We start from the raw sequence: 19,075 nt of genomic DNA on the forward strand, positions 1-19,075 counted from the left end.
GCTCACACCCAACTTATTTGGGGCAGTATTTCCTTAAGTTGACACCAATGACAGCTGTGCGCCCCTACTAGGTATGGGGCTTGTGCGTAAGTCCTAAATTAGTAACAATACTTCTTGTTACTATTTGCTTTAGGATGCTCTTTACCCATTCGCATGGTTCCGATCAGGGTTGAAACATATACGCAGCGTTTTACTTTGTCGCTGTTATTCGCTACTAGGGTTAGCTGTCCTAGTTGTCCGTTGGTGTTGCCGATGTAGTTAAACTGGACTCGCTGGATGCCATTTCTTTTGTCTTTGTGGAACGTCGTCTCTGGGCGATAGAGGCGGATGTGTGAGTCTAGATTCTGCCAAATGGCGTTAGCAGGGCTTACACTTTTGGGATGAACTGCCCACTGAACAACTGGCTTGTCGTCAACTGTTACTTCCCGAACACTAAATTGCCAGGTTACCTTTTCTAGTACTGCTTGGCTTTTTGCTTCCTGCATACCTCGATAAACTTGGTGTTGGGCAGTATTGAGGCGTTGACGGTTAACGAAGCCAATCCAAGTTGGGGAAGCGATCGCACATAATATTCCTATCATTGTTACTGCAATAATGATTTCGAGTAGTGTAAATCCAGCGTTGTTGGAGTAGTGAGCCTTCAGTCGCATCTAAAATCACCCTGATATTCAGCGTTTTACGTGATACCTGATGTATCTGATTTAATTCGATTGGTTAAAGAAAAAAAATCGTAAAAAGGCTGAATAATAAAAAACCCCAACTTCTTAAAGTCAGGGTTTTCTCGGATGTATTTTAAGGATGAATTGTTTATGGATCTGGACAACCTTGAGGATTAGTGCCCCCATTGTCATCTCTTCTCCCTTTTGTTAAATCCCCTAAAAGTGTTGTGATTTTAACGCAACGCTTCGTTGAGGGAATTGGATTTGCACCTTGAGGTGCAGCAACGGTAATCGTTATCGGAGGCTCTGAATCCCTTGGTAGAACCCCCATATAGTCAAACGTAATAATCTTATAATCTTGGTGTAAGGGTAAAGGTCCATTATTTTCACTTGCCAGGTTCGTATAAAGCATAATCTGCCCTGGCTTAATCTCTAAGTCCCCACCCAAATTTTTCCAGCTAATATCATCAAGGTTACCAGGGTTGATATAAGAAGAAGTCCCATTGGCATCTACAGCTTTAGTTGGGTAAACAGCTATCTGCGGAACTGCATTAAGACTTCTAAAGGCGACGCTGTAGCTAACTTTTTTATTCTTCGCCTGACTTTGGGCTTCCTGTATGGATCTCAATAGAACATCACTAGCAGCATTCACCCGGCGCTGACTCACGAAGCCTAACCAACCAGGAGCAGCAATTGTGGCAAGAACACCGATAATCAACACTACAACGAGCATCTCAATCAGGGTATATCCAGCAGCGCCTTTAGGAGAATGTCTTTTGATAGCTATTTTTTTTAAGTCGAGAAACTGTTTAAATTTCAACAATGAATCTAGATTTTCCATAATTCCCCCAGGTTTCTTTCTGCCTTTAGCCGTTGTTAAACTAAAACGTCAAGAACTTACGGACTTGAATTTACATTAAGTAACCCGCTTCCTTGAGCCTGAATACTTGCTCTGGGAAAATAAGAAGATTGGTTGGCAGCATAGACTGGGGGCGGATTTTTGGGTCTAATGCGAGCCAATGCGTTCCCTCTGATAAAGACTTGTGCTACCGTTTGGTCAGTGCTAACACAAGCGTAAAAGCTATCAATTGGGAATCCAGCGCCAACAGTTGCAGGATCAGGAACTTGTCGGTTTAGATAAGGCGTAGTTTCATTTGGTCGTGGGTTTGGTGAACAAGCAGGTTGAGTGGCTATAGAAGAGCCTGGGGTTTGGTCGATATAATCAATCAGTGTCACAAACTGCGTGTCGCCGTAGTTATAGCTAGCTGAGCGTTGAGCCCTTGTCCAATTAATATTCGTCGGCCAGATAGTTAATTGCTCCTCTAATGAACCAGCTTGTTCAAGGAGTTGCTCAATCGGTACAAGACCGTCGCTTGCCTCATAACCAGCAATAAGTGGGGTTCTATTAGTGCTAGGGTTAGGATTATTAACGTTATATAAAGCATCTTTCAGCTCGATTCGACTAATTCGAGTAGTACAAGACCAGGAAGAGTTGATACAGTTAGCGTCTTTGATTAAGTAGTAGCCAACAAGCGAGTAGACAAAGCCATCATCGCAGTTATTACCAGGGTCATTGTTGGCACACTGAGCTATATTGCTACCGCTAAGCGGGACAGAATTTGGTAAAAACTCGCGTTTCCAAAAAACAAGTACTGGTTCGCCCTGAGCACCTGGATTAGCGACTGCAACACTTGGTAGTCGAGCTTCAATTGCACTCAGTCCCGCACCATCATAGATGAAGAATGCCTGATCTAAATCTCTCGCAATGTAGTCAAGGGCAGCTTGGATTTCTTGTTCAGACGTTGCCTTGGCTTGTTCTTTGCGGTCTGTGTCCATCATGTTAATCACTAACCCCAATAAAGGTGTAATGATTAAAGAGGTCATGATTATACCAACTAGCAGTTCAATCAGGGTAAAACCGCCAGTTTTATGATGGGGTGGAGAGTTTTTTAACTTATGAGTTCTAAAAGATTTAAGTAGTCTCATCATAATGTGGTTTACCCTTTAGCTCATAACCCTTGAGCTATTGAAATTAAACTGAATATTGAGTGCATCCCATGTCATGAGGACATTTTAGTCAGTAGGTGATTTGCCATTAGAAGAGTACTCTTGCTGATACTATTCATCTTTGTTACAAGCGGGCAAACATACTGAAGCTTACTGCGAGATTATTTCTTATTGACAACCCCCTAAGCGATCGCAAAAATCCTTATATTGCTTTTCTGGAGGGGCTTCAGGATCAGGTCTAGCCTGAACCTCTGTAGTCATCTCTACTAATGGCGCTCTATACTCACCCGTTCCACCTGTATTTGTCCTTACTTTTCTCCCTACCTCCTGGGTCGTCTGGAAGTCAGTGTTACCATTAAACGCCGCTGCTCTATAAACCCTAACGCCTAGAAGATAGCCCTTACTACCATCATCCGTTGGATCAGTAGTGCGACTGCGGAATGCCTGAACGATCAAGTCGGTGGTACTCCTATTGCTACAGGCACCATCACCATCAAAGTCAGCACAATACAAGCTCAACCGTGGCTGATTTATACAGTAAGGGAAGGCTTGACGTGTTGAGCGGCAGTTTATATCTGTAATCGTTATTCCTTGAGGCGGTGCGGCTGTGCCGGAGAACAAGCCTCTTTTGGGATTGAAGGTCTTATTTCCAAGGGGATCATCTACCTCGTCAAGAACTATCACGCGCTCAGGAGTAGCGACCTTCCCAGAGCGGACTCCATCAATGTAGGTTCTTGCAGCTTGGGTTGCCTGTTCCACCCGACGCGCCTGTAGACGGGTGGCTACTGAGAGGGTAATCACTGGTGCGATGCCAACGAGTAGAGCCGTCACAATCAGAATCGCAAGTAAACCCTCAATAATTGTGAAACCCGATTGCGTTGATGGCGGTGAAAGTCGTTTGAGTTGGTGTTTCAGCATCAGCTATCATCCCCCTGTTGCTTAGTTAATTGTATTCGGGTCCAGGCGCCCCGGCTTGACAAGAGGCGGGGCGTAGTGATTCGTCAGCAAGCGCCCAGCGATAACTACCGTTTCTTTCCTGAGCAGCACACAGCAAGCCTCGAACCCAGGGGTCATCCCGACTAACTTCTCGGAAGAACTCATTCGGAGTTCCAGCTTCAGGGAGCGCAATCCGTCTGGAGAACAAGTCAGGTGTCTGTTTCAAAAGACCAACATCATAACCCCACGCACGGGTTGGTGGTTGGTAGAAAGGTGCTTTAAATCGCGCTGACGCTTCCTTATATTGGTAGCCTACTGGATCTGGATTTACATCAGGTGGGCTGTACTGCATGTAAAGGGGACGAGGAGTACCGTCAAAGAACAGGGAGTTATCTTGATCTACGAGGTCTACTGTATCAAAGGGACCTGTAGCATATTGACTCTTGGTGTACTGAATCAAACTACCCTTAATCGTTGCTGTGAACCCAAACCAATTTTCTATGAAACGTGGGAAGTTGTGCAAACCACCGTTATTCTCACCGCCACCATTGGGGTATGGTCTTACCGGAGTATCACCCATTACTACTACAGCGTTATAGTCAGTATCTGCCGCTCTTTGCAGCCATTGCCTTGCTCCCGGACCATTAGCAACGCTATTGCTCCTAAAAACGGTGTCGAGGTTGTTACTTGGTTCTCCTGAGGGAGAGTGTAGCTGTAAAACAGGTACTAACAGGGGCTGAGCCGTAGTCGTCAGAGCGGTCATCGAGCCGGAGCTTGGCTGTATAAAACTATAACTAGGACGACCAGGCTTACCAAATCCTAGGATACGTCCTCCTTTGATAGATGCTCCCCCTCGTACTCCCCTTATTTTGATATAACCTGCGGTACGACCAATGAAGTTGCCTGCCAATTTTGCAGTGGGAAAAGTGCTTCTGATTTCCATATCCTGTTTGGCAACCCAAAATATATTATTTGGATCAACTCCATCCAGAGTCAGTACCACATTTGTCAATAACATTGGTGTGAATCTTTGACCTCGGATTACAAAGATAGGGTCTGACTGATTGCCTCTCGCGAGGGTAACATTTCCTGTTATTGCATTTAGTCGCACATCAAGAAAATTGACCTTGGCGGTTGCCTCAATAGGAGCAGTAGAATCAAAATCCCTTACCGTTACTTTGAAAACATTAGAATCTAGGGCATCAGGGGTATTCGCTATCGCGTTACTAGTCAGAGCTGCCCACATTTGTTGAATTTTCTGTCTTACTGCTGCTGGGCAAGGAGGACCACTAAATGAAGGAACCGTATAGTTTTTTGAGCTACGACCCTGAATACACACTGAATAGTCTGAAGGGTCTTCGAGGCTGTCGCCGTTTAATACACTCGAACCGCTAAAGGCGCCGGGATTTATAGCTGCTAGCTCTTCTGGGAATTTAGGAGTCCCCGGTAAGAGCATCTGCCTTTCAGTCGCAACTGTTTCTGGATCGTCAGGCAGGTAGTACAGGAGATTGTTCTTGTTGTAGCTCTCGTTGGTAACAGGAGCCGATGGGTTATTAGGGATGCTTGTCGTCCAGAACCAGAGAGCATTGGGTCTATCAGCAGGTGCATTATCAGTACCATACACAAGTGGGGTACCGCCTCGGTCTAGTGGTTTAGCTGTGCGATTAGTCTCAGATGCCAGTACTAATTGCCCAAAATCATCTCTTTCAAATGCAACTCGGCGGGGGTAATCACGATTTGGAATAGTTGGGGGATCTTCTGCGGCTGTAGTTCCAGCTTCCGGACCATTATTCCATTTTGGTCCACACTCAGACACAGGTAACTTCGTGCAGATTTCCATCTTGTACGCAGGGAATCCTACTCGGCGTTGAATCGGTGTTACCCCATTCATTACATAGGAACTTCCTTCCGTCAGTCCGTCCTGTGCTGGGAACTCAGTATCGCTTGCTCCAAGGAGTTTGATTGGATAGGTTTGAACAGTACCTCCCACATCTGTATATAGGTAATTGGTGCCAAAACCATTCCACCAGAAGCCATTCTTCAGACGAGATTCTACAGCCAAGTTGCCTGCATTGTTGTTGAAGTCATAGTTTCCTTCCTCACGGAAGCCATCTCTGAAGTTGTTAGACAGCAGCGTTATGGCATCAGAAAGAACTCTTGCTGCTCTCCACTGATCTCCAGGATTACAGTTGGGGTTTGAACCGTTACGACAAGCAAAGTTGGGGTTTGTTTGAATTCCACCGCCGTTTCCACGGGTATAAAAATTGTCGTAGTTAGGAGTCAACTGAGCATTAAACTCTTCTACAGCGGTTGTTGTGCCAAATCTGTAGTGACGATTAAAGTCTCCTTTGATGTAAACAGGTAGATTTGAAGCGAGAATTAAACCTTTTTCTGCCGCTAAGTTATTATTAACAGCTCCCCGCGATAATCTTCCGCCATTATTTCCACTACTCCAAAGACGGATTCCATTGGGACGGCGGCTTGGGTCTAACTTGAAGTCTGTAGCTGAAGAGCCACCATCTGTTCGCGTAGTGAGATTGCGATCAGTAATATCGGGTAGCGCATCATCTCGACTAGCATAAATAATGCCGCTAAGGGGCAGGAGATACTCAGTTTCGCCATCTGGATTAGTGTTATATGCTGTAGTTCTGAGTTGCTCTAGGTCAATCTCCGTAACCCGAATTTCTAAGGGCTGACGCTCTTCAATCGGCAGACTGTATTCAGCGGGAGTTGGATTTTTAGCAGTATTAACAGGGGAATTTAATGTCGCTTGAGTCGCAATCTTTATTTGTTCTGGATCGGCGATCAGCACTTTGCTAGTTGTGAGGTCTATCCCGATCGTCTTACGAGAAATTTGTGTGTTTGTAGCTTGAAAGGTAAGCCCATTAGGATCAAACTCAACATCTGGTTTATGCAGGGTCTTAACTTGTCTTGCATCTAAGAAAGCTCTTTCTCTGATTGCACCATTTGGAACTATTCCAGGTACAGGACTTTGTGGCGCAGCCAGAATCGCAAAAGCGCAATTCGCGGCATCAATGGCAGCCTTTTGCTCAAGGGAAAGAGCGCCAAGCCCACCTCTGTCAAATGCCTCAATCGCGTCCTTCAACGGTTTGTTCGCCCAGCGCCCATCCGGGAAAACCATATACGCCTGTCTTCTCAGTGCGTCGGTTACATCTCTTGCCGGAACCCCGTAGTTGATTCCATTATTGGACGCTCCTTCAGGTATTCCATTAGTAACATCAACTATGTCGGAATTTGTAGCTGTGGTCGGGTTAGTCGGGTCGTAATAACTGCTAATGCAGGCAATTGGCTCGTCGCCGTCGCCGTTGGTGTAGTGATAAACGACCGTCGCCCTCATTTGCAGATCGCCATTGAATACTTCAGTCGGCTCAATCGTAGTACTTTGATCTACGTCTATCTCCTGGTACATGGGCATCGTATCTGGCCATACTACCGTAACAAGCGTTGGATCTACTATTTCGGCATTAAGGGCTTGTAACTGTGTCGGGGTAACAGGGGGTTCAGGTAAGAATGATCGCGCATTTGCTGGGACTACTTGGTTCTGTATGTCTTGGCTGGTTAGACGCACACCAGTACTAACACCATCTACATAAATTCCTGCACCTGTGACTACGCGCAAGCCACCAGCGAGTTCTTCATCCCCAGGCACATTGTTCGGGTCGGCTGCTGCTTTCTCCCAGAAGCCATTGCGAGAGGTATCACCCAAATCGTCCAGAATTTTCGCTTGGCTTTCCCGTCCACGAGCGCTGCCATCTATGTAGTTCCCAGCTCCAGGCTGTTCCTCTCCTGGCTCGGCATAGGTAGGGGTACCATAGTCCTTCAACCAGCGGACTGGTAAACCATTACCAACTAAAATGCGATCGCCTATTTCGTCCTCTATTTTCTCGCCCGTAACGTTATTCGGGTTAGTTTGCTCCAGCTCGTTAACTTTCAGCGGTAAAGGATCAGTATTGAGGTCACTAACGTCCATCCACGCCTCAGGAGCCTTAATCGTTCCACCTGCAAAAACTGTGTTTGCATCCACTCCATTCAAAGCCAGATCTGGTTGATCAATCGGAACTTCAGCATAAGGAACGCGGCGGATACGTTCTTTAAAATAAACTGTTATTACTTGCTCAAGAAGATTACGGGCTTCAGCATCTGATAGAGCTAGATTCGGATCAGTGGGGTATTTGTCTTGGAACTTCTCAGGAATCTCTGGGGGGAATCCAGCAACGCCTTGAACCCTAGCAACTGTTGGTGCCTGTCCAGAATAGGCTGCATCATAGGCATCCATCGCCGCTGTCACCAACACGCTCAGGCGTTGAGCATAGGCGTTGGTATTATAAGCAACCTCTCTAGGCGGACTGTTTGTTGTTACATTGCCAGTGTTAACAAATCTAGTATTACCTGGTACGTCATAGATTTGTCTCGGTTCTTTAAATAGATGAACATTTACGCTGTTGTTCCCTTGATTTTCTGGATTGCTAGCACCCGCTATACCGTTGGCTGAGACATTACCTCCAACAATAATTTTGGCGTTCTCTGCCTTATAGAAGCATGACCAGGGGCTACTAACCTGGTAAAACGTAATATCACCAAAGCCACTGCCAAGCATTAAGTTGGCATTAGCTTGTACTCGACCATTGAGTTTGAAGCCACCTCCCTGATCGGGGACATCCGTTATTATCAAGTCATCTTCGTACCACACAGCATTGTTATCGAGAGCCAGTCGTGCCTGGTCTTGCTGCATCTCTAGAGCCGAAAATCCTCTATTACCTACATAGGGTTCAAATCTAGTACCAGGGATGTTAGGGTTGTACCCATTGGCATCTAGATCAGCCTTCTGCTGTGCAGTAATTGGAACAGTTGCCACATAGGTAAAGAAAGCTTTTTTGAGCTGACCGCCGCTTTGTACCCAACCATTCTCCTCACCGGCAGCACCTCCGTTCCCAGCAAGACACACATTGCTAGCTCCTGTATCTTGAGGTCTGGTTCTTGCTTCTAAAATACCTCTGGTTCGCGGGTCTTCACCAGGAGCGGGAACCGGCACACGGAAATAGATACCGTAGAGGGTAAAACTATCGAATAAGCCATTGTTATCAGTATCAACGGGAAACTTCCAAGCTGTTCTTAGCTTTTCATTGTCTTCAATACCATTCGCGTTGTCCAAGTCAGCTACCAGCTTTAGCTGAGTCTCATCACCAAAGGTATATTCATCATCTTCAAAAACCCTAGCAATATCATCATCAGCAGGAGTATTTCCTGGAAGTTCTGTTTCAGCAGCAGAAAATAAGCGATTCAACTTCGCTCTGGCACGGTCAAGTGCTGGGGCTGCCGCATTCAAAACGACTTCATTCACCCGATAATTACTAGCATTTTTGCTTCGGTCAAAAGAGCGAAACAAAATTGCTGTAGTCAGCAATGTCACCACCAGAACCACCATGACAACTGTTGGCAGCACAAAACCTGCTTGGTTTGAGCGTCTCCGGCGCTGCCGCCCTAACGAACTCCGTAAAAGCCAACTGATAAATGTCTTAGTAATGGCATTAAAAAAACGCCAAATGCTTTTGAATAAACGTTGGATAAAATTACTTGGCTTCTTGCGAGTTGACATGGTGACTTTCCTGTCAAACCTTAAATAATTTTTGAGTGAACTTGAGAACAATGCCCCCGCCTTAAGCGGTTTGGCGAAGTTGAGTAACGGCTTACAAGCTTGAATTAATGAGTTGTTTTAGCGTTTACAGAAACTCGTCATCAGCTAGACAGGAAACAAATTTCTCTGTTTAGTTTTGGGTTGTGTTCAACCTTTGTTTAGACAATCCGGAGTAATAGTTACTCCCCATGTATGCTCTAACAGACGTGGAAAAGTTTCTTCTCCACAAAGAAAGATTCACAATTTCCCTCTGCTCAAGGGGTTGGACTCTGACACAACTCAACAACGAGCTTTGATTAAGCTAACTCACCCTATCCTACCCAGCTACTTTAGAAAACCTATCACTCTCTAAAAAATTTAATAGCACTTCCTGAGTCTTGCCCAGGCTACTCACTAGAGTATGAGATTCATTCTAAAAACCATAGCTCAGTCCATTTCAACTGAGGTCTTGCACCATTCTCAATGACGCTCATAATCCGCCCGGAGTTTAAACTCCGGGCTAATAGCTCAAGTCCACTTAAGTGGACTAAAACTCTTATCCAGTCGTTATCGGGTAGATGAGGTTGGAGCAATAATGACTTAAAGAAGGATTCGCTCAACTAGTATTGATTTAAGTCAATCCCAGCTTGCTTCGCCATTGCTTGCAAACCGTTCTTCTCCAATGTCTTGATTGCCTTGGTGGAAAGCCGTAACTTCACCCAACGATTACCTTGTGACCACCAAACCCGCTTCCACTGTAGGTTAACTTCCTGTAGTTTCTTAGTACGTCGGTGTGAGTGAGAGATGGCATAGGCATTGTTTGCTTTTTTGCCCGTTAGCTGACATTTGCGTGACATTGTTAACCTCCAGATTGTCTCCGTCATCTATCATATCTTGCTCGTCCGAAGAAAATAGGCAGGGGGAGGTGGGGCGATTGGAAGGAGCATCCCATTTTGGCAAAAGTACCTGGCGATTGAAAAGATACCGTTAGTCAAATTAGCGAAGGGTATGACCCCTCCCCAAACCCCTCCCCGAAGCGGAGAGGGGCTTCCGGACTCCCCCTTCCCTTCAAGGGAAGGGGGCTGGGGGGTTAGGTTTTCCGAATTCACCAACAACATCTTGAAAATTGCGGCTACAAAACCGTTCGCGTCAGCTCATTGAACGTCTCTAACGTGTAGTCAGGCGTGTGAGTACCTGATTCGAGCGCTCAACGAAAGCTTTCATGCTATCGGCATCGAAGCCTTTTTGAGCCATCAGTGCCAAGTCGTAGACGTGCTGGCAAATCAGGTTAGCGAGTTCACCCGAAGGAGACTGTCCGCTGCCTTGAACAATGCTTCCCTGGCTCAGTTCAGTTAAGTTCTGAATCAATGGGTGAGCTGTGTTCACGACTAAAATATGCTCTTCAGGAAACTGAGCAGATTGCTGCTGCATCAGTGCTGTCATTTCCTGGAGACGCCGCAGCGCTTCTGGTAAGAGGACAATCGCTGGTGGTGTGCCTTGGGGGTCATCAGACTTCAGCGCTTGGGTGCGGATGTTGACTTTTGGCTTGTTGAGGGCTTTCTCAAATATCTCTTTAATCAGTTCATTCCGAGTTTTGTTGGTCTTGGGGTCAACAATTTCTGCTGCCTTATCCTGGTCAATCAGGGTGTTATCCAAGTCTGAGTCCACCCGTGAGAATTTCACATCCGAGTACTCGCGCTCTAGGAAGCTGATGAAGTGGGTGTCGATGAAGGAGTCCATAAACAGGACTTCCAGACCTTGCTTTTTGTGCAGTTCTACATAGGTCGCTTGTGGCGCTTCATCAGTGCAGTAGAAGACTCGGTTTTCATTGCGCTCTTTGTTGCGCTCTAGATACTCTTTGAGGGTGGTGTATTGGGAATTGGGGAGTTGGGAGTTGGGAGTTGGGAGTTGAGATTCGCTGCTTGACGCTGAAGTTACATCTTGCCAAGCGTCTCCTTCTTCAGACTGCACCTGTACGGCTGGCGTTTCGGTGTTGCTGGCTTGTGCTACTTCCTTGTTCTCCTGCACTCCTGGTTGGTAGGTGGTGCGGTAGATGATGATGTCTTCGACTTGCTTTTTGAACTTGTCGTCGTTGAGGGAGCCAAATTTGACAAAGGTGCCTACATCTTGCCAGCTCTGAATGTATTCATCACGCTGCTCGTTGTAGAGGGATTTTAGGCGATCGCCTACTTTCTTGGCAATGAAGTCAGCAATCCGGCGCACTGTTCGGTCATTCGTCAGCGCACTACGAGACACGTTCAGGGGAATATCAGGGCTATCAATCACTCCCCGCAGTGGCATCAGAAACTTGGGAATCACTTCTTCGCAGTGGTCGCTGACAAACACCTGATTGCAGAACAGCTTGATGTTACCTTTGGTCACATCGACATCCGGCTTTAGCTTGGGGAAGTAGAGAATACCGTTAAGCAGGAAGGGATAGTCAGTATTCAAATGCACCCACAACAGCGGCTCATCCTGGAACGGGTAAAGGTAGCGGTAGAAGTCTAAATAATCTTCTTTTGTGAGGCTTTGTGGCGATTCCTTCCACAAGGCTCTTTGTCTATTAACTTGCTCACCATCGAGTTTGATGGGCACTGGCATAAAGTCGCAGTAAGCTGTGACCAACTGCTTAATCCGGATTGGTTCTAGATACTCCTGTTCCTCGTCTTGGAGGGTGAGCGTAACGGTAGTGCCTCGCTGAGTGCGGGAAGAGTCTTCTAGCTGAAACGCGGGTGAACCATCACAAGACCAATGAACCGCTTGTGCCCCCTGTTTGTAGGAGAGTGTATCAATTTCAACCTTACTCGCTACCATGAACGAGGAGTAGAAGCCTAGACCGAAGTGACCGATAATCTGTTGGTCTGCGTCTTTTTGGTATTTTTGGACAAATTCCTCGGCACTGGAGAAAGCAACTTGGTTAATGTACTTCTTTACCTCGTCAACGGTCATGCCGATGCCGTTATCGGAGATGGAGAGGGTCTTTTTGTCCTTATCAATGCTGATTTGAATTTCCGGGGCTTCCAGTTCTCCGTCTACCTCCCCGGCGAAAGAGACCATCTTCAATTTTTGGATGGCATCCACGGCGTTGGAAATCAGCTCCCGCAAGAAGATTTCGTGGTCGGTGTAGAGGGACTTCTTGATAATAGGGAAAATATTCTCAGTATGAATACTGATAGTGCCCTGTTCTAACATCGTCATGGGTGTCACTTAATCCTATCGAAGGTCTTTAAGACGATTCTGTGCGATCGCATGGGGTTTTGCTTCTCGGATTGCTCCCTAAGGGGGATTCGGATCTCCGTACTTGGGCGAAGATAACTTAACTTTTCTTGCTTTGTCGAAGCCTTCAAGTATGAGCGGGTTGCCTTACTCAGAGTTTCCACTCTACCCAATGACTATGCGCTCTTGCCTCATTTTCTAAATAAAAGCGATCGCACTTGACGCAAACGACCTCGCAACGCTGAGGGTCGCTGCTTTGTCGGTATGACACTGCTCTGTTTTGAATTAACCAAGCGCTGGTTGCGTTCGACGCATTGTTCTAAGGCACTTACCCAAGAATCAGATATCCCAGCAGCCATTGCTAACTGTAAGATTTCCTCAAAATAGGTGACTTGAGATTTTTTTGAGGTCTTGATGTCCAGAATCTGTTGGTTTGTGACATCTTGCTCAAAACATGTAGGTAAACCGATACCCATTACTCGGAAACCGAGAATAGTACGGATGCATTTTTCGCAGTGTCCGCAGTTGCGGTCTAGTTGTTCGCCTTCCCAACACACTCTTAGACCTTGCAAAGCGGCGGGAAAATGGGTAAGCTCCTGAATTTTCTCAATCCGCTTAAACGCTGTCCCGTCATGAATGATTTGAAAACCATTACTCGACAGTAATGGGTCAGTCAGGGGATTTGAACCCCAAGGTAGAAACAAAGATTGGTAGGTATAGGAACTGGGCAGCAAACCGACTGTGTAGCCTCCTCGTAACAACATCAGTGTCGAGGCAACTGCTGCACCAAAGACATCTTCCCAATCTTGACCTAGCTCCCGAAAGTTAGTTGCCATCGGGATGAGTTCTACGCCTAAGCTAGCTAGCATGGCTCTTGATTTTTCTGCTGCTCTCTCAAACACCTGTTGCTGTGCCAAGGGGATATCAAAACCATGAACCATCAAACCTGCTTGTAGATTGCGTGTCAGTCTGCCATAGTGACCATTTTTGTGGCGAAACACAGTAAAGCAGCTATCCACGCCACCTGAGAAAGCTGCGATCGCTTTTTCCTCAGGTGTAGTAATAGGTTGTTCACGCTCAACCTCTGCTTGAATCTCAATTTTTCGATACTTCTGAGGACACCAACAGATCCAAGCTGCCTGAAACTCCTCTAAATTCCGTAATAGTGAGGGCGAAACCTCGCCATGAACGACGACATCCGTTGACAGACTCATCGCCAGCATCAGCGTTGCTACGACGAAGGGGTCACAACTGGGGGAAATCAGAGAAGCGTATTTAGAAGGAACCCGATACCAAAGACGAGTTCGAGATTGATCATGATTCTCGATTGTGACACTGACAGTCGTTGAGTCGTTTGCCTCAATCGATTCTTCTAGCCAGAGATGAGTTTTACGCATGACAGTAAAATTATTGAAAAATATACACTTAAAAAGTAACCAAAATTGTTTAAATAATCGCTCTTGTTGAGTTGAGTAACTGCTTTCTTAAAGTTGGTTGACCGTTTACTTAGCTATTGTCGGTTGTCTTAATGGGTGACTGTTTTTCCAGAATCTTTCTTAACCGCCTTTAGTAAGGCTGAAGTCAATTGAGGTGGGAGAAGAATTGCTGCGACGATTTTAAGGCTCACAATTAGCATTAAACGCGATCGCCCCCTCAGTACAGCCGGATCATATTTAACACAGTGCCATAAACACCGAGCGGCTGCTAGAGCATTTTGTTGCCCTAGCGGGCCTGCTAGTCCTCTGAAAAGTAAATATTGGTATAGATTAGCTAGGCTACGTAATTTTAAGTATTGTAGAGACTCAGGAGCCTGATTAAATGCTCGTTCAATTACCTGCAAGCACTGGGTTTCTTGTCGAGAAAGATTGAAAGAGATTGAAGTTGTAGACAGACGATAGAGAATTTGCGATCGCGGTACTACCACAAAAGGATAACGAGCCGCTAAACGAATAAATAATTCCCAATCTTCAGGCCCAAATAAGGATTCATCAAACCCACCAACCTCTCTTAAGGCTTCCCGCCGAATTAAGGGATTAGAACCATTTTCTAAAAAATCATTTACCAACAGTTCTGAGTAAACATCTCCTGTTACCGTTAGATGGTTTCCAGGGTATAGAAATTGACCAAATTCATCAATATAATCAGTCCAGCTATAAGCGACAGCCGCTTGAGGGTTAGCTTGCAGTGCTTGTAACTGCGCCTCTAGCTTATCCGGTGTCCAAAGGTCATCAGAATCTAAAAAAGAAACATATTCACTAGTTGCCTTTGCCAATCCCCGGTTACGACTCGCCGACACACCTGCATTGGGATAGGAAAATACTCTCAATCTTGGGTCTTTGATGAAATCAACAACGTTTAATGTTGTGTCTTGGGAACCATCATTGATTACAATTAATTCAAAATCTGTAAAAGTTTGATTTAAGACAGATTCAATTGTCTCTTGAATTGTTTTTGAAGCGTTGTAAGCGGGAATAACCACAGAAATGACTGGCATATCTCTGCACCCAGGTTATCTACTAACGTGATTCTAAGTGATTGCGTTTAATCAGGGTGGTCAAGATACATCTAATTGCAAGTAACCCAGCAAGGTTGTAGTATTCGCTAATCCTTTAGCTTTAGCTAACAAGGCTTGAGCTTGTTGGGGTGGCAGTAAAGTCACTACCGCAATCTTAAACAATACTTTCAAGATGACACGCGATCGCAACAGTGCTGGATCGTTTTTGATCGAATTCCAAAGTAACCTAGCTGCTGTCAAGCCTCGTTGGCGCTCTAGTGGTTCCTCAAGTGCTTTAAAAGTAAGACCTTTATAGATATTAGCAAGGCTAGATTGTTTCAGGTATTGTAGAAATTCAGGAGCTTGACTAAAAGCTTGTTCAATCACTCGCAAGCTTGCTGCTTCCATCCTCAAAATATTAGCCGATGCTGAATTAGGAGATTGCCTGTATAACACTTGTGGAGATGGCACTGCAACAAAATGATAGCGTGCTGCTAGCCGTAACCACAAATCCCGATCTTCAGAAGGAGTCATCGACTCATCAAAGCCACCGACTTCTGCTATAGCTTGAGCGCGAATTAAAGGGTTAGAGCCGTTTTCAATAAAATCAATTAATAAAAGCTTTGCATAAACATCGCCACTAACACTGATGTGGCTGCCTCGGCGGGAAAAGTTACCTAATTCATCAATACACTTAGTCCAACTATAAGCTACAGCCGCTTGGGAATTATCTTGCAGTGCCCTCAATTGCGCCTCTAATTTATCAGGTGTCCAGAGGTCATCGGCATCAATAAACGAAATATATTCACCACAAGCGTGAGAAATCCCTCGGTTACGACTTGTTGCTTGACCAGCATTGGCGTAAGAAAAAGCTTTCAATCGAGGTTCTTGGATGCGCTCAACAATCTCTAACGTTGCATCTTGTGAGCCATCGTTAATGACAATTAACTCAAAATCTGTAAACGTTTGGTTTAAAACCGATTCAATCGTCTCTTGAATTGTTTTTTCCCCATTGTAAACTGGGATAATCACAGAGATGAGGGGCATAATCGCTTTGCTTCCTTAGGAAATTCCTCTTAATTTGGAAGGCTCTACTTGCATATAACCATGTAAAGCATTGATATTAGATAGATACTTCATTTTAGTTAGCACTTGAGCCTGTTGAGATGGTAATAAAACCATTACGGCAATTTTAAACAAAACTTTCCAGATTACTCGTGCCCGAAGTAGGGAAGGGTCAGTTCTGAAGGAATGCCAGAGCAATCTAGCTGCTGTTAAACCTCCCTGCCTCCCTGGAGTTCTTTCTAAAGCTCTAAAGGTAAGACCCTTGTAATTATTACTCAGGCTAGAGCGCTTCAGGTGTCGTAATGATTCCGGAGCTTGATTGAAGGCTTGTTCAATCACTCGCAAGCTTGATTTCTCCATCCTCAAAACATTAGTAGACTCCGAATTGGCACATTGTCTGTATAACACTTGTGGCGATTGCACAGCGACAAAATGATAGCGTGATGCTAACCGCAACCACAAATCCCTATCTTCAGAAGGGGTCATTGACTTATCAAATCCACCAACTTCAGTTAAAGCTTGCCGACGAATTAAGGGGTTAGAGCCACTTCCTATAAAATCAATCAATAAAAGCTTGGCGTAAACGTCGCCATTGACAGTCATGTAGCTACCTTGCTGTGAAGGTAAAGGTTGACTAAATTCATCAATATAGTTAGTCCAGCTATAAGCCACAGCCGCTTGGGAATTATCTTGCAGTGCCTTCAATTGCGCCTCTAGCTTATCTGGTGTCCAGAGGTCATCGGCATCAATAAACGAAATATATTCACCACAAGCATGGAAAATTCCCCTGTTACGGCTGGCAGCTTGACCAGCATTTGGATAAGAATATACTTTTATTCGAGGGTCTTGGATACGCTCAACAATCTCTAGCGTTGCGTCCTGTGAGCCATCGTTAATGATGATTAGCTCAAAGTCTGTAAACGTTTGGTTTAAAACTGATTCAATTGTCTCTTGAATTGTTTTTTCACCATTATAAACAGGAATAATTACCGAAATTAACGGCATATTAGTTCAGTTAAATTAGAATATTTTTATTAATTTAGAAGGGTTCAAGCCGCATATGTAATAGTATAATATGAAGATTAGATAGTCGTTTTGTTTTCCTGATTACTCTTTGAGCTAATTGAGGTGAAAGTAGAACTACAAGTACGATTGTTAACAATATTTTCCAGGTAACTCGCCTTCGCAGGAGCGAGGGATCATTGCTAGCAGCACTCCAGAGAAATGTTGCAGCTACTAAGGAACGCGATCGCGTGGGGAACCGTTCAAAGCACCTGAAAATGAGATACTTGTATAGATTAGCGAGGCTATGCTTTTTCAAGTGCTGTAGTGAGTTAGGAGCCTGAGTAAACGCCTGTTCAATCACTCGCGCACAGGCTGATGCCATGCGACAAAGATTGGCAGATTCGGAATTGGGAGATTGTCGATATAAGATGTGTGGGTATGGCACCGCGACAAAATGATAGCGTGCAGCCAACCGCAGCCACATATCCCAATCTTCAGCTGGGGGAAGTGACTCATCAAAGCTACCTGCTTCGATTAAAGCTTGCCGACGAATCAACGGGTTAGAGCCATTGTCTAAAAAATCACATAATAAGAGCTTTGGATAAACATCGCCACTGAGAGTACTGTGGCTAGCTTCACGTAAAAATTGCCCCGTTTCATCAATACAGTTACTCCAACTGTAAGCGACAGCAGCTTGAGGGTTGTCCTGAAGTGCTTTGAGTTGAGCCTCTAGCTTATTAGGAGTCCAGAGGTCATCCGCATCTAAAAAGGCGATGAATTCACCTGTGCTATGAGAAAACCCCCGGTTGCGACTCGCAGCTTGTCTGGCATTAGGGTAGGAAAACACCTTCAACCGAGGGTCTTGTATACTATTAACAACCTCTAAAGTTGCATCGTTCGAGCCATCGTCAATAACGATTATTTCAAAATCTTGAAAGCTTTGATTTAAGACAGATTCTATTGTTTCTCGAATCGTTTTCTCTCCGTTGTACACAGGGATAATTACTGAAATAAGTGGCATATCAGCTTAGCTCCATTAGGCGTATCATTTTAAGTCAAAAAAATATCCGTTTTGAAGTGCATCAGTAAATCCGCGTGGATATAGGGTAGAGGAGGAAAGTTATCAATTAGTCTCTGTGCCTTGTGGGGAGGGAGAAGAACCCACACAGCTACTCTAAAAAAGACTTGCCAGGTAGAGTACTGCTTGAGCGAAGCTAAATCATTTTTGATTAGTTGCCAGAGGAATCTGGCGGCTATTAAGCCTCGCTTTCGGTCTGCATAAGCGTCTAAGACTTTGAAGCTTAGATATCTATAAAGGTTAGCCATACTGTACTTTTTTAAGTATTGCAAGGATTCAGGCGCTTGATTAAATGCTCGTTCTAGGACTTTCAAGCAAGCTGTCTCCTGCCTAACAACATGAGCAGACATAGAATTAGCAGATACTCGGTATAAAATTTGAGGATGGGGTACAGCAACAAAAGAATACTGCGCCGCTAACCGCAGCAAGATATCCCAATCTTCAGCCGCAGGAAGTGATTCATCAAAACCGCCAACTTGAATTAAAGCCTGCCGACGAATCAACGGATTAGAGCCATTTTCCAAAAAATCAACTACTAAAAGCTTCGCATAAACATTACCATTGGCAGTAAGGTAGCCACCTCGACGTAAAAATTGACCGGATTCATCAATATAATTAGTCCAGCTATAAGCAACAGCCGCTTCGGGATTGTCTTGGAGTGCTTTGAGTTGAGTTTCTAGTTTATCAGGAGTCCAAAGGTCATCGGCATCTATGAATGAAATATATTCACCAACAGCATGAAAAGTTCCTCGATTACGACTTGCCGCTAGACCTGCATTAGGGTGAGAAAATACTTTTAATCGGGAGTCTTGGATGCTGGACACAACCTCCAAGGTTGAGTCTTGTGAACCATCATTGAGGATGATTAACTCAAAATCTCGAAATGTTTGAGTTAAGACAGATTCAATGGTCTCTCTAATCGTTTTTTCCCCATTGTAAACGGGAATGATTACAGAGATTAATGACATATTGTACTGCCT

13 protein-coding genes are annotated in these 19,075 nt (G+C 45.0%); all 13 read right to left on the reverse strand.

The window, feature by feature from the left end; genetic code table 11:
• Positions 1 to 98 precede the first annotated feature (98 nt).
• Positions 99 to 650: a pilus assembly FimT family protein gene (locus AC5JL3_RS13920; protein ID WP_496075041.1), complete on the reverse strand. Its 552-nt coding sequence runs from the start codon at positions 648 to 650 to the stop codon at positions 99 to 101.
• A gap of 157 nt (positions 651 to 807) precedes the next feature.
• Complete coding sequence (locus tag AC5JL3_RS13925) at positions 808 to 1,500, reverse strand: pilus assembly FimT family protein (protein WP_496075042.1); 693 nt, start codon at positions 1,498 to 1,500, stop codon at positions 808 to 810.
• Positions 1,501 to 1,556: 56 nt separating this feature from the next.
• Positions 1,557 to 2,648, reverse strand: a complete 1,092-nt coding sequence (gene hpsC / locus AC5JL3_RS13930) for a hormogonium polysaccharide secretion pseudopilin HpsC (protein WP_496075043.1) — start codon at positions 2,646 to 2,648, stop codon at positions 1,557 to 1,559.
• 186 nt (positions 2,649 to 2,834) lie between these two features.
• Positions 2,835 to 3,584 (reverse strand): hormogonium polysaccharide secretion pseudopilin HpsB, encoded by a 750-nt coding sequence (hpsB, locus tag AC5JL3_RS13935; protein ID WP_496075044.1) that lies wholly within the window; start codon positions 3,582 to 3,584, stop codon positions 2,835 to 2,837.
• Positions 3,585 to 3,609: 25 nt separating this feature from the next.
• A complete protein-coding gene (hpsA, locus tag AC5JL3_RS13940; protein WP_496075045.1) occupies positions 3,610 to 9,219 on the reverse strand; it encodes a hormogonium polysaccharide biosynthesis protein HpsA in 5,610 nt (1,869 codons plus the stop codon).
• A 638-nt stretch (positions 9,220 to 9,857) separates the two neighbouring features.
• A complete protein-coding gene (rpmB, locus tag AC5JL3_RS13945; protein WP_348258997.1) occupies positions 9,858 to 10,094 on the reverse strand; it encodes a 50S ribosomal protein L28 in 237 nt (78 codons plus the stop codon).
• A 310-nt stretch (positions 10,095 to 10,404) separates the two neighbouring features.
• Complete coding sequence (gene htpG, locus AC5JL3_RS13950) at positions 10,405 to 12,435, reverse strand: molecular chaperone HtpG (RefSeq protein ID WP_496075046.1); 2,031 nt, start codon at positions 12,433 to 12,435, stop codon at positions 10,405 to 10,407.
• A 209-nt stretch (positions 12,436 to 12,644) separates the two neighbouring features.
• Positions 12,645 to 13,850: a hypothetical protein gene (locus tag AC5JL3_RS13955; protein WP_496075047.1), complete on the reverse strand. Its 1,206-nt coding sequence runs from the start codon at positions 13,848 to 13,850 to the stop codon at positions 12,645 to 12,647.
• Between the two features lie 128 nt (positions 13,851 to 13,978).
• The gene (locus AC5JL3_RS13960) at positions 13,979 to 14,947 is read right to left on the reverse strand and encodes a glycosyltransferase (protein WP_496075048.1); all 969 of its coding nucleotides are present in this window, start codon (positions 14,945 to 14,947) and stop codon (positions 13,979 to 13,981) included.
• 60 nt (positions 14,948 to 15,007) lie between these two features.
• Positions 15,008 to 15,994, reverse strand: coding sequence for a glycosyltransferase (locus AC5JL3_RS13965; protein WP_496075049.1), 987 nt, complete (start codon positions 15,992 to 15,994; stop codon positions 15,008 to 15,010).
• A 15-nt stretch (positions 15,995 to 16,009) separates the two neighbouring features.
• Positions 16,010 to 17,017, reverse strand: a complete 1,008-nt coding sequence (locus tag AC5JL3_RS13970; protein ID WP_496075050.1) for a glycosyltransferase — start codon at positions 17,015 to 17,017, stop codon at positions 16,010 to 16,012.
• A gap of 34 nt (positions 17,018 to 17,051) precedes the next feature.
• A complete protein-coding gene (locus AC5JL3_RS13975) occupies positions 17,052 to 18,038 on the reverse strand; it encodes a glycosyltransferase (RefSeq protein ID WP_496075051.1) in 987 nt (328 codons plus the stop codon).
• Between the two features lie 29 nt (positions 18,039 to 18,067).
• Positions 18,068 to 19,063 carry a glycosyltransferase gene (locus AC5JL3_RS13980; RefSeq protein WP_496075052.1) on the reverse strand — a complete coding sequence of 332 codons (996 nt, stop codon included), beginning with the start codon at positions 19,061 to 19,063 and terminating at the stop codon, positions 18,068 to 18,070.
• Between the last annotated feature and the right edge of the window lie 12 nt (positions 19,064 to 19,075).

It is taken from the genome of Symplocastrum torsivum, assembly GCF_059505465.1.

Bases quoted from the DNA above. Each gene is read 5' to 3' on its own strand.
- AC5JL3_RS13925 (WP_496075042.1), bottom strand. From the start codon at position 1,500: ATGGAAAATCTAGATTCATTGTTGAAATTTAAACAGTTTCTCGACTTA.
- AC5JL3_RS13975 (WP_496075051.1), bottom strand. From the start codon at position 18,038: ATGCCACTTATTTCAGTAATTATCCCTGTGTACAACGGAGAGAAAACG.
- AC5JL3_RS13965 (WP_496075049.1), bottom strand. From the start codon at position 15,994: ATGCCCCTCATCTCTGTGATTATCCCAGTTTACAATGGGGAAAAAACA.
- rpmB (WP_348258997.1), bottom strand. From the start codon at position 10,094: ATGTCACGCAAATGTCAGCTAACGGGCAAAAAAGCAAACAATGCCTAT.
- hpsA (WP_496075045.1), bottom strand. From the start codon at position 9,219: ATGTCAACTCGCAAGAAGCCAAGTAATTTTATCCAACGTTTATTCAAA.
- AC5JL3_RS13920 (WP_496075041.1), bottom strand. From the start codon at position 650: ATGCGACTGAAGGCTCACTACTCCAACAACGCTGGATTTACACTACTC.
- AC5JL3_RS13970 (WP_496075050.1), bottom strand. From the start codon at position 17,017: ATGCCGTTAATTTCGGTAATTATTCCTGTTTATAATGGTGAAAAAACA.
- AC5JL3_RS13955 (WP_496075047.1), bottom strand. From the start codon at position 13,850: ATGCGTAAAACTCATCTCTGGCTAGAAGAATCGATTGAGGCAAACGAC.
- AC5JL3_RS13960 (WP_496075048.1), bottom strand. From the start codon at position 14,947: ATGCCAGTCATTTCTGTGGTTATTCCCGCTTACAACGCTTCAAAAACA.
- hpsB (WP_496075044.1), bottom strand. From the start codon at position 3,584: ATGCTGAAACACCAACTCAAACGACTTTCACCGCCATCAACGCAATCG.
- htpG (WP_496075046.1), bottom strand. From the start codon at position 12,435: ATGACGATGTTAGAACAGGGCACTATCAGTATTCATACTGAGAATATT.
- hpsC (WP_496075043.1), bottom strand. From the start codon at position 2,648: ATGATGAGACTACTTAAATCTTTTAGAACTCATAAGTTAAAAAACTCT.
- AC5JL3_RS13980 (WP_496075052.1), bottom strand. From the start codon at position 19,063: ATGTCATTAATCTCTGTAATCATTCCCGTTTACAATGGGGAAAAAACG.